Annotated in this window: 11 protein-coding genes and 1 pseudogene; 8 read left to right on the top strand and 4 right to left on the bottom strand. The window is 71.2% G+C overall.

The features are described 5' to 3' along the window. Window positions 1-275: 275 nt before the first annotated feature. Window positions 276-459 (bottom strand): annotated as a pseudogene (locus ACFHW0_RS05295) (hypothetical protein); the annotation flags it as partial. Beyond that, window positions 456-2105 carry a PspC domain-containing protein gene (locus tag ACFHW0_RS05300; protein WP_416605825.1) on the bottom strand — a complete coding sequence of 550 codons (1650 nt, stop codon included), beginning with the start codon at window positions 2103-2105 and terminating at the stop codon, window positions 456-458. The gene ACFHW0_RS05300 and the pseudogene ACFHW0_RS05295, both read right to left, overlap by 4 nt. A 172-nt stretch (window positions 2106-2277) precedes the next feature. Here ACFHW0_RS05300 and ACFHW0_RS05305 point away from each other — a divergent pair, with 172 nt between their 5' ends. The 3 genes from ACFHW0_RS05305 to ACFHW0_RS05315 all read left to right on the top strand — a co-directional run bounded on the left by ACFHW0_RS05305 (window position 2278) and on the right by ACFHW0_RS05315 (window position 5580). Next, entirely contained in the window at window positions 2278-3543 is a 1266-nt protein-coding gene (locus tag ACFHW0_RS05305; RefSeq protein WP_416605826.1) for a PspC domain-containing protein, read from the top strand. Further along, window positions 3543-4229, top strand: a complete 687-nt coding sequence (locus ACFHW0_RS05310; RefSeq protein ID WP_416605827.1) for a response regulator — start codon at window positions 3543-3545, stop codon at window positions 4227-4229. Before ACFHW0_RS05305 ends, ACFHW0_RS05310 begins: the two co-directional genes overlap by 1 nt. Window positions 4230-4419: 190 nt before the next feature. Continuing rightward, window positions 4420-5580: a Cys-Gln thioester bond-forming surface protein gene (locus ACFHW0_RS05315; RefSeq protein ID WP_416605829.1), complete on the top strand. Its 1161-nt coding sequence runs from the start codon at window positions 4420-4422 to the stop codon at window positions 5578-5580. A gap of 75 nt (window positions 5581-5655) precedes the next feature. On the opposite strand, the gene ACFHW0_RS05320 is transcribed toward ACFHW0_RS05315, so the two are convergent. After that, window positions 5656-6303 (bottom strand): PIG-L deacetylase family protein, encoded by a 648-nt coding sequence (locus ACFHW0_RS05320; RefSeq protein WP_416605831.1) that lies wholly within the window; start codon window positions 6301-6303, stop codon window positions 5656-5658. Window positions 6304-6732: 429 nt separating this feature from the next. Here ACFHW0_RS05320 and ACFHW0_RS05325 point away from each other — a divergent pair, with 429 nt between their 5' ends. The 5 genes from ACFHW0_RS05325 to ACFHW0_RS05345 all read left to right on the top strand — a co-directional run bounded on the left by ACFHW0_RS05325 (window position 6733) and on the right by ACFHW0_RS05345 (window position 12556). Beyond that, window positions 6733-8376: a peptide ABC transporter substrate-binding protein gene (locus ACFHW0_RS05325; protein WP_416605832.1), complete on the top strand. Its 1644-nt coding sequence runs from the start codon at window positions 6733-6735 to the stop codon at window positions 8374-8376. 148 nt (window positions 8377-8524) lie between these two features. Continuing rightward, complete coding sequence (locus ACFHW0_RS05330; protein WP_416605834.1) at window positions 8525-9451, top strand: ABC transporter permease; 927 nt, start codon at window positions 8525-8527, stop codon at window positions 9449-9451. A gap of 72 nt (window positions 9452-9523) precedes the next feature. Continuing rightward, complete coding sequence (locus ACFHW0_RS05335) at window positions 9524-10501, top strand: ABC transporter permease (protein ID WP_416605835.1); 978 nt, start codon at window positions 9524-9526, stop codon at window positions 10499-10501. A gap of 26 nt (window positions 10502-10527) precedes the next feature. Next, window positions 10528-11550 carry an ABC transporter ATP-binding protein gene (locus ACFHW0_RS05340; RefSeq protein WP_416606143.1) on the top strand — a complete coding sequence of 341 codons (1023 nt, stop codon included), beginning with the start codon at window positions 10528-10530 and terminating at the stop codon, window positions 11548-11550. Beyond that, window positions 11543-12556: an ABC transporter ATP-binding protein gene (locus ACFHW0_RS05345; protein WP_416605836.1), complete on the top strand. Its 1014-nt coding sequence runs from the start codon at window positions 11543-11545 to the stop codon at window positions 12554-12556. The genes ACFHW0_RS05340 and ACFHW0_RS05345 overlap by 8 nt, the downstream gene beginning before the upstream one ends. Window positions 12557-12705: 149 nt before the next feature. Here ACFHW0_RS05345 and ACFHW0_RS05350 read toward each other — a convergent pair whose 3' ends face one another. After that, the gene (locus ACFHW0_RS05350; RefSeq protein ID WP_416605838.1) at window positions 12706-13098 is read right to left on the bottom strand and encodes a chorismate mutase; all 393 of its coding nucleotides are present in this window, start codon (window positions 13096-13098) and stop codon (window positions 12706-12708) included. Window positions 13099-13244 lie beyond the last annotated feature (146 nt).

Here is a 13244-nt window from a genome sequence, read left to right on the forward strand (position 1 = left end):
CCACTCGGACCGCCCGCCCCAGTCGGAGCGCTCGCCCCAGTCGGACCGGCGGCCGCCCCAGGCCGCCGGCTCGTCGGCCGGCGCCTGCCGGTCGAGGTCCCAGCGGGTCGGGTCCACCTCCGTGGCCTGCCGATCCGTCGCCCGCCCCGCCGGTTCCGCGCCCGGCGGGGCGGAGACGGGCTCGGCCGCGTCCGGGTCGACCGCGTCCGGCTCGACCGCGTCCGGGGCGGCGGCGTCGGAGGGGGCGGCGCCGCCGGGCGTGGCCGCGCCGCCGGACCGCCCGGAGCGCAGCGCGCCCACCAGGCCCAACAGGCCGATCAGGATCAGCGCGCCGGCCAGGAACCAGCCGACCGGTGGGAGGGCGAGCCCGAGCAACTGGGCGAGCAGCCACCACGCGGCGAGGCCGAGGAAGATCAGCCCGAAGGCGAAGGACACGATGTCGGTGCGGTGGGCCTTCACCGGGTCACCTCCAGGTTGCCGGCGTTGACGTGGATGTAGAGGCGCAGCGTGCCGCCGCCGGGGCCGTCCGGACCCAGGTCGGCCGCCTCCCGCAGCTCGCCGGCGAGCCCGCCGGAGCGCTTGCCGAAGACGACCGCGTCGCCGGCGTTGACGTCGGCCACCGTGGTGACGTCGACGTTCGGCGGCACCACCACCGTGCACTCGCCGAAGTTGACGGAGACGGTGATCTCGGTGTTCTTCTTGTCGAAGTCGACCGCGCGCAGGTCCAGGACCGTGTCGCCGAAGCTGTTCTCGTACCGCAGGGCGAGGTCGCGGTGGTCGGTGGGCGCCCAGGTGACGTTGCCGTCGACGCCCCGGATCCGATCGTACGACTCGGCCACGGTGGCCACCCCGAGGGCGGCGGCGGCCACCAGGCCGAGCGCGATCAGCCACCGGGCCCGCCCGAACCACGTGCCGACCAGCAGGCCGAGCCCGATGGTGGCCAGCGTGGCCGCGAAGTACGCCGACGCCCCGACGTCGAACACGTCCAGCAGGTCGACGACGGCGACCACGCCCAGGGCGAGGAAGATCAGCGAGAACGTCACCGCGCCGAGCGGGGAGCGCTCACGCGGTCGCTTCGGCGGCTTCGGCGGTTTGCGCTGTGCGGGCGGCACGACGGTCTGCCCGGCGTACGGGCCGTGCGGGGCGAACGGGGGCCGGTAGCCCGGGGGCAGGGGCGGGGACGCCGGGTGGCCCGGTCCCGGTGCGCCCGAGGTTGCGGCGGGCCAGCCGGACGTGGGCGCTGCCGGCGGCCAGCCGACGGTCGGCGTACCCGCCGGTGGACGGGCGGGCGGGGCCGGGGCGGCTGGCCAGGCGGGCAGCTCGGCGGTCGACTGGGGGACCGGGGCGCTCCAGGTGGCCTGGGCGACGGTCGCCGGCGGGGCCGGGACCGGACCCGCCCCGGGGGGCACGGCCACGGTTGGCGGAGCCGCGTACGCGACCGGGGCGGGATGGCCGACCGGTGGCACCGGCCCGGGCGGGGCGGTGGGCGGCACGGGCGGGACGGGGCCGACCGGCGCGCCCTGGGTGGTCCTGTTGTCGCGGTTCAGCAGCAGCGCGCCGCCGATCAGGATCGTGGCGCCGAGCAGCACCGCCCGGAACGCGTCCGTGACGATGTAGCCGAAACTGATCGCGACCAGGATGCTCAGCACGATCACGGTGACCGGGGACATGCTGGACCGGCCCCGGCCCAGCATGGACTCGACGGGGGAGGCGCTGTCCCCCTCACCCGGGATGATCAGCCAGGCGGTGACGTAGACCAGGATGCCGATGCCGCCGAAGAAGCCGAGCACCGCCAGCAGCACCCGCCAGAGGACCGGGTCGGTGTTGGTGGCCCGGCCGATGGCGGCGCAGACGCCGGCCAGGTAGCGGCCGTCGCGGGGGCGCACCAGCCCGTACCGCGAGGTGAAGCCGGCGCCGCCGAACGACGGCTGCGGTCCGGGACCTGGCCCGGCGCCGGGCGGTGGTGGCCCACCCGCGTCCCCGGCGGGAGACGGCGCGGCCACGGGGGGCGGCGCCGCGGAGCCGGCGGTCGGTGTCGCGGTCGGCGGTGGCCCGCCCGGCTGAGCGGCCCCGGGATCGGCGGGCTGGGCAGCTTCCTCGGTCATGCCTCGATCCTGCTGCCCCGACCCGCCGGGCGGCCTCAGGACCCGACCCTGACCCCACCCTGAGATCCCGGCGGCCCGAATGTCGGGGGCGTCCCCGTGGTCGGGCCCCGGTGCGGCGTGTGACGATCGATCCGACGCCGGAAACGGACCGTCGCCCGCTTTCGTGCCCGCCGTGACCAGGGAGTCTCCGATCAGCGCCGTGACCCAGCCGCCCCGCCTCTACCGCGCCCCCGAGCACCGGATGGCCGCGGGGGTGGCCGCCGGCATCGCCGACCACCTCGGCATCTCGGTGCTGCGGGTACGGGTCGCCTTCATGGTGCTGCTGGGGCTGAGCGGGCTCGGCCTGCTGCTCTACGCGGCCTTCTGGGCGGTCGTGCCGCTGCGCCCGGGCGACACCGCCGTGCCGGCCCGCCGGGACGTCGCCCAGCTGCTGCCGTTCGTGGCGATCGGCCTCGGCGTGCTGCTGGTGCAGGTGATGGTCTTCGACTCGGTCGGGGCGGCGGGCACCGCCGGCTGGCTGGTCGCGATCATCGCGGTCGGCGCCGGGGTGATCTGGCACCAGTCGGCCCCGGAGCGGCGGCGGCAGTGGGGCGACTCCATGCCGGTGCCCTGGCTGGGCGCGGTGGTGGAGGAGAGCGACCGGCGGGCCTTCGTGCTCCGGTTCATCGGCGGCGGGGTGCTGGTCGCGGTGGGCATCATCGGCGTCGCCGCGGTCTACTCCCCGGCGCAGAACTTCGACGCCGTGCTCAACGGCGTGATCTTCGCCCTGGTCGGGCTCGCCGGGGTCGGCGTGGTGGCCGCGCCGGTGCTGTGGCGGACGTACAACCAGCTCCGGTCGGAGCGCGAGGGGCGCATCCGGGAGCAGGAACGGGCAGAACTGGCCGCCATGGTGCACGACCAGGTGCTGCACACCCTGGCCCTGATCCAGCGCAACGCGAGCGACGTGAAGACCGTCCAGCGGCTCGCCCGGGGGCAGGAACGCTCGCTGCGCAACTGGCTCTACAAGCCCACCGGTTCGCCCACCGAGCGGTTCGCCGCCGCCCTGGAGCAGGCCGCCGCCGAGGTCGAGGACACGTTCGCGATCACGGTGGAGGCGGTGGTGGTCGGCGACCGGGAGACCGACGAGCGGGTCGGTGCGCTGGTGGCGGCCGCCCGCGAGGCGCTGGTGAACGCCGCCCGGCACGCCGGGGTGCAGACCGTCTCGCTCTACGCCGAGGTCGAGCCGGATCAGGTCAGCGTCTTCGTCCGGGACCGGGGGAAGGGCTTCGACCCGGATACGGTGGAGGATCACCGGCACGGGGTCCGGGGTTCGATCATCGGGCGGATGAGGCGGCACGGCGGCCGGGCGGAGATCCGCTCCGGGCCGGGGGAAGGGACCGAGGTCCGGTTGATCCTGCCGATCACCCGCGACCCGGCAACGGCGGAAAGGGACAAGTGATGACCGAGCAGTCGATGGAACCGGTCGAGGGGGCGACTGCCCGCGCCGAGCGGCTGCGGGTCTTCCTCGTCGACGACCACGCCATGTTCCGCGCGGGGGTCCGCGCCGAGTTGGGCGCGCACGTCGAAGTGGTGGGCGAGGCGAGCACCGTCGGCGAGGCGGTCACCCGGATCGCCGTCACGCTGCCCGACGTGGTGCTGCTCGACGTGCACATGCCCGACGGCGGCGGCCGGGCGGTGCTGGAGGCGATGCGGCGTACCCACCCGCAGGTCAAGTTCCTGGCGCTGAGCGTCTCGGACGCGGCGGAGGACGTGATCGGGCTGATCCGGGCCGGCGCGCGGGGCTACGTCACGAAGACGATCTCCCCGGAGGAGCTCGCCGCCGCGGTCCGTCGGGTGGCCGACGGCGACGCCGTGTTCAGCCCCCGGTTGGCGGGGTTCGTGCTGGACGCGTTCGCGGCCCGTCCCGACGCCCCGGTGGCCGACCCGGAGCTGGACCAGCTCACCAACCGCGAGCGCGAGGTGCTGCGGCTGCTCGCCCGGGGGTACGCCTACAAGGAGATCGCCAAGGAGCTCTACATCTCCATCAAGACGGTGGAGACGCACGTGTCCAACGTGCTTCGCAAGCTCCAGATGTCCAACAGGTACGAGTTGTCCCGCTGGGCGGCCGACCGTCGGCTCGTGTGATCCATTTCTTTTCCCCGTCATATGGGGCGGAACCGACGAATGCGGCCCACAGGGGCTGACAAACGATCAAGTCCCGTCACATAATGCCCCGTCGCGTTCTCGCGTGCGGGTGGTGCACATCCCGCGGGAACGGCGGCTTCACGCAACCCGCCGTGCGCGGGTCACCCCTGGGGAGAGGTGCACGAATCTGATGTTCGGACAACGAGGACGGCGCTGGGCGCGGATCGCGCTGGCGACCGTCGCCGGCGGCGCGCTGGCAATCGGCGCGGTCGCGCCGGCCGCCGCCGCCGACAAGACCGGCGTCGCCAAGTCGGTCAAGGGCAGCAACGTCACGCTCCTGCTCAACGGGCAGCCGAAGAGCACCGGTGCGCTGGCACTCAAGATCGACGGGAAGCTCGTCCCCGCCTTCTGCATCGACTACCACACCAACGTGGCGATCGACGGCAAGTACAAGGAGGGCACCTGGGACGAGTCCCAGGTGAAGAACCTCGGCAAGGTGCAGTGGGTGCTGACCCACGGCTACCCGAACGCCGACTCCGCCAAGCTGCTGGCCGCCGCCGGCGCCACCGCCCCGGCGAAGGCCGAGGCGGACAAGCTGCTCTACTTCGGCACCCAGACCGCCATCTGGAACTTCAGCGACGGCGTCAAGCTGGGTGACTGGGTCGACAACCAGAAGCTGCTCGGCAAGAAGCAGTACGACGTGGTCAAGAAGGTCCACGACTACCTGGTCGCCAACGCCACCGACCAGCCCGAGCCGAAGGCCGAGCTGAGCGTGGACCCGGCGAGCGCCAAGGCCACCGTCGGCGAGAAGGCCGGCCCCTTCACCGTCAAGGGCCCGGCGGGCGAGATCACCCTCGCGGTCGACGGCGGCTCGGCGGTCGACGCCGAGGGCAGGCAGGTCACCACGACCACCAACGGCGGCCAGTTCTGGCTGACCGCGGACGGCGCCGGCGAGGTGAAGGTGACCGTTTCCGCCCAGGACTCGGTCTCCTTCGGCCGGGTGTTCCTCTTCACCGGCCAGCGTGCCGCGCAGAAGCTGATCCTCGGTGGCAGCACCGGTTCGACCGTGACCGCCGAGGCCGAGGCCGCGTTCGCCGCCGCCCCGACCGAGTCCCCGTCGCCGAGCGCTCCGGCGGAGTCGCCCTCGCCGAGCACCCCGGCTGAGTCGCCGTCGCCGAGCGCCCCGGTCGACAGCCCGGCCCCGTCGACCTCGCCCGCGAGCAGCGGCGGGGACCTCCCGCTGACCGGCTCCCCGATCGCCGCCTCGATCGCCGCCGGCGTGGCGCTGCTGGCCGCCGGCGCGGTCGCCGTGCTGCTGTTCCGCCGTCGCAAGCTGCGCTTCACGGCCTGATCGACGCCCGCTCCACGGCTCCGGCCCCGGTACCGCCCCGCGCGGTGCCGGGGCCGGATCCGTTCGCCCCCGGGCTCAGCCGGTGCGCAGCACGGCGAACGCCTCCGCCATCCGGCCGGCCGGCAGCCCGGCCGCGTCGGCCGTCGCGGTGAGTTGGTCCCGCACCCAGGTCGCCACGTCCATCCGCCCGGTCTGCGAGCGGTGCGCCGCCATGGCGGCGACCTTGCGCGCGTACCGGTCGGTGACGTCGACGACGTGATCCGGCGCGGGGCCGCCGGCGTACCAGATCTCCCGGACCACCCACGGCTCCAGCCCCGCGGCCAGCAGGCCGGGATGGGCGAACCGGTTTCGCGCGTCCGGGTAGACCGCGCAGGTGGTGGCCTCGCCCACGGCGAGGTGGTCCGGGCGGCCCGGCCCGACGAGCTGCTCCCACCGGCGCAGCGGCGAGCTGGTCAACACCCGGTCGGGCCGGAACCGGCGGATCGCCGCGGCGGCCGCCGCCCGCTGCTCCTCCTCCCGCAGCCGGCCCACCTCGGCGCGCGGGGTGTCGCCGCACTCTCCGGAGTCACCCCGGGTGACGAGCAGGTACGAGACGTCGACACCCTCGTCCACCCAGGTGGCGATGGTGCCCGCACAGCCGAAGTCGACATCGTCCGGATGGGCAAAAACGGCCAACGTGCGGACGACGTCGGACAGCACCGGAGCGGACGCGGGGAAGCTCACAGCCGCTCAGCCTACGCCGGGGGCGGACCCCCTCCGAACCATATCTTTCCTGCTCAGAGGGGTACGACCGGCGTACATCATGATCTTTTTTCGGGTATCGGCAACGTGGCGACCAACTAACGGCTTGATAACGGCACCTTCACGGAACGGGCCGGTGGGTGTCACAGTGGCAGCACCTCACCCCTCATGTGAGGCACTCCGTACGGCCTGACGACCATGGGCCCCGCCTGTTGACGGTGCTCCGTGGTGGTCTCGTGTGCGCGGTGCCGAGCGCGACGGGCGAGGTGGCCCGGCGGATCGGTACACATTCTTGTCCCGAATTCACTGCGGTGAAACCGGCTCCCGCACTGCGGTTGCCGGACGTGTCACCCCCCATACGTGCGTGAAACCCACGACGGATCCAGGTTCAGAAAGAGGAGGCCCCTCGGAATGAGAGTCTCGAAGCGGGCAAGCAGCGCGGTCGCGCTGGGCGCGGCGTTCGCGCTCGTCGCGTCCGGCTGCTCGAGCAGCGACAGCGACGGTGGCGACGCCGGCGCCAGCAGCGACGGCGCGATCACCATCGACGGCACTCAGCCGGAGGTCGGCCTGGTCCCGTCGAACACCACCGAGACCGGTGGTGGGGCGATCATCGACTGGATCTGGACCGGTCTGGTCGAGTACCCGAACGACGGCAGCGCCCCGCGTAACGCGGTCGCCGAGTCGATCGAGACGACCGACTCCAAGGTCTACACGATCAAGATCAAGAAGGACACGAAGTTCCACGACGGCACCGTCGTCAAGGCCAAGAACTTCGTGGACGCCTGGAACTGGGGCGCCTACTCGCCCAACGGCGCGCAGAACGGCAGCTTCTTCGCCGACATCCAGGGCTTCGACCAGGTCCACACCGAGGACCCGGACGGCGCCGAGGGCCCGAAGAAGGCCCCCGAGCCCGCCGCCAAGGAGATGTCCGGCCTGAAGGTCGTCGACGACTGGACCTTCGAGGTCACCCTGGCCGCGCCGACCGCGGTGTTCCCGACCAAGCTCGGCTACAGCACCTTCATGCCGCTGCCGGACGCGTTCTTCACCCAGGGCGCCGAGGCGTTCGGCAAGAAGCCGATCGGCAACGGCCCGATCAAGTTCGTGTCGTGGGAAGACGACGTCCAGATCAAGCTGACGCGCTTCGATGACTACTCCTTGAACGACAAGATGAAGATCAAGGACGTAAACATCAAGCTCTACCAGGACGACACGGCGGCGTACAACGACCTGCTCGCCGGCAACCTGGACTTCCAGCAGCAGGTTCCGGTCTCCGCCATCGCGGGCGACAAGTGGAAGAACGACCTGGGCGAGCGGGCCATCTCCTCCACCACCCCGTCGACCGGCATCATCGCCTTCCCGATCTACGACAAGCGCTTCCAGAACCCGAAGCTGCGTCGCGCGATCTCGTTGTCGATCAACCGCCAGGAGATCAGCGACAAGATCTTCTTCGGTTCGCGCAAGCCGGCCGACAGCTGGGCCAACCCGCTGACCCCGGGCGCCAAGGCCGGTAACTGCACCGCCTGCCAGTTCAACGTCGACGAGGCCAAGAAGCTCCTCGCCGAGGCCGGTGGCTTCTCCGGCGAGCTGGTCATGTTCTACAACGCCGACGCCAGCCACAAGGAGTGGATGGAGGCCGTCGCGCAGCAGGTGAAGACGAACCTCGGCATCAACGCCCGCGCCGAGGGTGTGCCGACCTTCGCGGTGTTCCGCCAGAACATCAACGCCGGCAAGATGACCGGCATGTACCGCGCCGGCTGGCAGCAGGACTACCCGGACGTGGAGAACTGGGTCGGCCCGCTCTACGTGACCGGCGGTTCCTCGAACGACGGCAAGTACAGCAACCCGCAGGTCGACGCGCTGGCCAAGGAAGCCGCCTCCGCGCCGAGCCTGGAGGCGTCGCACGCCAAGTACGCCGAGGCGGTCGCCCTCATCGACCAGGACGTCCCCTCGATCCCGGTCTACTTCGGTGGTCAGCAGTCCGGCCACTCGGAGAAGATCAAGAAGATCGAGCTGTCCAACGTCGGCGAACTCGACCTCACCTCGGTCGAGCTCTGATCCGAACGGTCTGACCCCGGGTCGGGCTCACCTACCGGTGAGCCCGACCCGGGCCGTTCCGTGAGGTGGTGTCACCACACCGCCTCGCCAGGTCTGTCATCCCCGTGTCGGCCGTCCGACGCGCGCCCCCTGTCTGGAGGACCACCCCATGGGCCGTTATCTGTTGAGACGGCTGCTCCAACTCATCCCGGTCTTCATCGGGACCACCTTCTTGCTCTACTGGCTCGTCTGGAAGGTGCCAGGCGACCCGTTCGCCGGCAAGTGTGGCGAGCGTCCCTGCCCCGACAGCTTCGTCAACGCGATGAAGGACAAGTTCAAGCTCGACGAGCCGCTCCTCGTGCAGTACGGCAACTACATGAAGAACCTCTTCCAGGGGGACTTCGGGCAGACCTGGGGTGGCCGGGAGATCGGCGACATCATCGCCACCTCCTACCCGAACACCCTCAAGCTGGCCCTGGTGGCGCTCGCCATCGAGGCGGTCATCGGACTCACCGCCGGCGTGCTCACCGGCCTGCGCCGCAACGGCTTCCTGGACAACCTGGTCCTGGTCTCCAGCCTCTTCCTCATCGCGCTGCCGATCTTCGTCATCGGCTTCGTGGCCCAGTGGCTGTTCGGCGTGCAGTTGCACATCGTCGAGCCGACGGTCTCCAGCGAGATGCGGCTCTCCGAGCTGATCGTGCCCGGCTTCGTGTTGGGTAGCGCCTCGATGGCGTACATCGCCCGGTTGGCCCGCACGAGCATCGCGGAGAACCGGCGCGCCGACTACGTGCGCACGGCGATCGCCAAGGGGCTGCCGATGCGCCGGGTGGTCGGGGTGCACCTGCTGCGCAACTCGCTCATCCCGGTGGTGACGCTGCTCGGCACCGACCTCGGCGCCCTGATGGGCGGCGCGATCGTCACCGAGGGCATCTTCCGGATCAACGGGATCGGCCAACAGGTCTACCGCGCGATCGTCACCAAGGAGAGCGCTACCGTTGTCTCCATCGTGGTGGTCCTGGTGCTCGTCTACCTGCTGATGAACCTGCTGGTCGACCTGCTCTACGCCGCCCTGGACCCGAGGATCCGCTATGAGTGAGCGCAGCGAACGAATCATCATTGCAGCGTGCGCGGGCACCGGTGTCCGCGCCGAGCGGAGTGGGGTACGGGCATGAGCGACCCGAGTGCCGCCTCGATCGTCAGCACCCCGCCCGCGACGGCGCCCGACGAGATCGGCGCGCCGACCAACGCCGGCCTGCCGGAGAACGCCCGCCAGGAGAAGCCGCGCGGCCTGCTCGGCGACGCCTGGCGCGACCTGCGCCGCAAGCCGCTGTTCTGGATCTCCGCGACGTTCATCGTCCTCTTCCTACTGATGACGGCGTTCCCCTCGCTGTTCAGCTCCGGCGACCCGGAGAACGGCAACCTGCAGAACAGCCTCGTCGGCCCGTCGTCGGAGGCGTGGTTCGGCTACGACTTTCAGGGCCGCGACGTCTTCGCCCGGGTGATCTACGGCGCCCGCGCCTCGATCGTGGTCTCCCTGCTCTCCGTGGTTGGCGTGCTGCTCATCGGCGGCGCGGTGGGGATCGTGGCCGGCTACCGCGGCGGCTGGGTGGACGCCCTGCTCTCCCGCGTCGCCGACATCTTCTTCGGGCTGCCGTTCGTGCTGGGCGCGATCGTGATCCTTACCACCTTCAACGGGTCGGGGACCAACAACAGCAAGGCCGAGATCATGGGCCTGGTGAGCATGTCGCTGATCGTGCTGGGCTGGCCGGTCGTGATGCGGCTCATGCGATCCGCGGTGCTGGCCACCAGGGAGGCGGACTACATCGTCGCCGCCCGCGCGCTGGGCGCGGGCACCGGCCGGATCATCCTCAAGCACCTGCTGCCGAACTGCCTCGCGCCGCTGCTGGTCTACGGGACGATCCTGGTCGGCTCGTACATCGGCGCCGAGGCGACGCTGTCCTTCCTGGGCGTCGGCCTGAAGAGCCCGGTGGTCTCCTGGGGCATCATGATCAATGAGGCGCAGTCCCTCATCCGCGTCGCGCCCTACCTGCTCTTCTTCCCCGCCGCGTTCCTCGTCACCGCCGTGCTGAGCTTCGTGATGCTCGGTGAGGCGGTCCGCGAGGCCCTCGATCCGAAACTCCGCTAGGGGAGATTCAGTTGTCCGACATTCTGGTGTCCGAGCAGTCCGCGGCCGGCGCGTCCGGCCGCCCCTCGGGCAGGTTGCTCGAGGTGGAAGACCTCCGGGTGGAGTTCCGCACCCGGGACGGCGTCGCCAAGGTCATCAACGGGGTCACGTACCACGTCGACGCGGGGGAGACCCTCGCCGTGCTCGGCGAGTCCGGCTCCGGTAAGAGCGTCACCGCGCAGACCATCATGGGCATCCTCGACACACCGCCCGGCTTCGTCACCGGCGGTCAGGTCCGCTTCCAGGGCAAGGACATGCTCCGCATGTCCTTCGAGGAGCGGCGCCGCATCCGCGGCGAGGGCATCGCGATGATCTTCCAGGACGCGCTCTCGGCGCTGAACCCGGTCTTCACCGTCGGGTTCCAGATCGCCGAGCAGTTCCGGGTGCGGCGCGGGATGAGCCGCTCCGACGCCAAGAAGCGCGCGATCGAGATGCTCGACCAGGTCAAGATCCCGAACGCCAAGGGCCGGTTCAGCAGCTACCCGCACCAGTTCTCGGGCGGCATGCGGCAGCGCGCCATGATCGCGATGTCGCTCGCCCTGGACCCGGAGGTGCTGATCGCGGACGAGCCGACCACCGCGCTCGACGTGACGGTGCAGGCGCAGATCATGGACCTGCTCGCCGAACTCCAGCGCGAGCGGCAGATGGGCATGATCCTGATCACCCACGACCTCGGCGTGGTCGCCGACGTCGCGGACCGGATCGCGGTGATGTACGCGGGCCGGATCGTCGAGGAAGCCAACGTCTACGACCTGTACGCCAAGCCGGCGCACCCGTACACGATCGGCCTGATCAACTCGATCCCGCGGCTCGACGAGAAGGGGCAGGAGCTCCGGACGATCAAGGGTCTCCCGCCGAACCTCATGAACATCCCGCCGGGCTGCCCGTTCAACCCGCGCTGCCCCATGGCGCAGCCGGTCTGCCGGGAGAAGGTCCCGCCGCTGCTGCAGGTCGGCGCCGGCCGGGCCAGCGCCTGCCACTTCGCCGAGGAGCTGGTGAACCGTGACTGAGAACATCCTCGAGGTCCGTGACCTGGTCAAGCACTACCCCGTGACCCGGGGCGTGGTGTTCAAGAAGACCATCGGTCACGTCAAGGCGGTCGACGGGGTCTCCTTCGACCTCAAGGCCGGCGAGACCCTGGGTGTGGTCGGGGAGTCGGGCTGCGGCAAGTCGACGCTGGCCCGGGTCCTGATGAACCTGGAGAAGCCGACGGGTGGCAGCGTCCACTACAAGGGCCAGGACATCTCGAAGTTCTCCGGCCCGGCGCTGCGTCGGCTGCGCCGGCAGATCCAGCTGGTGATGCAGGACCCGTACACCTCGCTGAACCCGCGCATGACGGTCGGCGACCTGATCGGCGAGCCGTTCGAGATCCACCCGGAGGTGGCGCCGAAGGGCAGCCGCCGGGAGAAGGTCAGGGAACTGCTCGACCTGGTGGGCCTCAACCCGGAGCACATCCACCGGTACCCGCACCAGTTCTCCGGCGGTCAGCGGCAGCGCATCGGCATCGCCCGGGCGCTCGCCCTACGGCCCGAGATCATCGTCTGCGACGAGCCGGTCAGCGCCCTGGACGTGTCGATCCAGGCCCAGGTGATGAACCTGCTGGAGAAGCTCCAGGGCGAGCTCGGGCTGTCGTACATCTTCATCGCGCACGACCTGTCGGTGGTCCGGCACCTGTCGGACCGGGTCGCGGTGATGTACCTCGGCAAGATCGCCGAGATCGGCACCGAGGACGAGATCTACGAGCGGCCGACCCACCCGTACACCCAGGCACTGCTCTCGGCCGTGCCGGTGCCGGACCCGACCGTGCGGGACAACAAGGCGATCATCCGCCTCACCGGTGACGTGCCGTCGCCGGTCAGCCCGCCGTCGGGCTGCCGGTTCCGGACCCGGTGCTGGAAGGCGCAGGACGTCTGCGCCGAGCAGGTCCCGCTGCTGGAGATCCGCCCGGGCTCGGACCACCCGAGCGCCTGTCACTTCGCGGAGAAGCGCGAAGTCGTGCAGACGCACGAGGCGTGACCCCCACGGAACCGCCTGCCGCCGTCATCGCGACGACGGCAGGCGGTTCCGTCGTTTCCGGGGGCCGGGACGGCCCGCCCCGGCCCCGCCCGCGCAGGGCGCCGTCGCCGGCGTACGCCGCGCAGGGCCGCCCGTCGCCGGCGTACGCCTCACAGGGGGCCGCGGCCGGCGCGGAGCAGCAGCAGCGCGAGCTGCGTGCCGTCGGCGCCGAGGGCGACCCGGAAGCGCTCCAGGATCTCCCGCTCCCGGGACAGCACCAGCCGGGTGCCGCCGGAGGCCATCCGGGTCACCCCGACCTCCTGGGAGAGCCGGGCCCGTTCCTGCCACAGCTCGATCAGCGCCCGGTCGATCTCGTCGATCCGCTCCCGGATCTCGACGATCCGGGCGGCCGCGGTCGGCTCCGGGGTGCCGGTGCGCGCCTCCGGCCCGGCGTCGTCGGCGCCTCCCGGCGCGTCGACCGGGGACCCGGAGGCACCGGGGCCGGGCCGGCCCGCCTCGGGTCGCGTCAGGCTGCCGTTGGACTCCACCACGTCTGTCATCATCGGGTACCCCTCGCCGTCAGGTGCCCGGTGCCCGGATCCCGGGACGGAGAAAGCCCCGGGCTCCAGGAGCCCGGGGCTTTCTCGTAGGTCTGATTGATCAGGCGCGACCTACGGCTGCCGGACTCCCGGTGCCGTAGTAAAAGTAG

This window comes from Micromonospora sp. LOL_025 (assembly GCF_048060285.1).
Lineage (GTDB): Bacteria > Actinomycetota > Actinomycetes > Mycobacteriales > Micromonosporaceae > Micromonospora.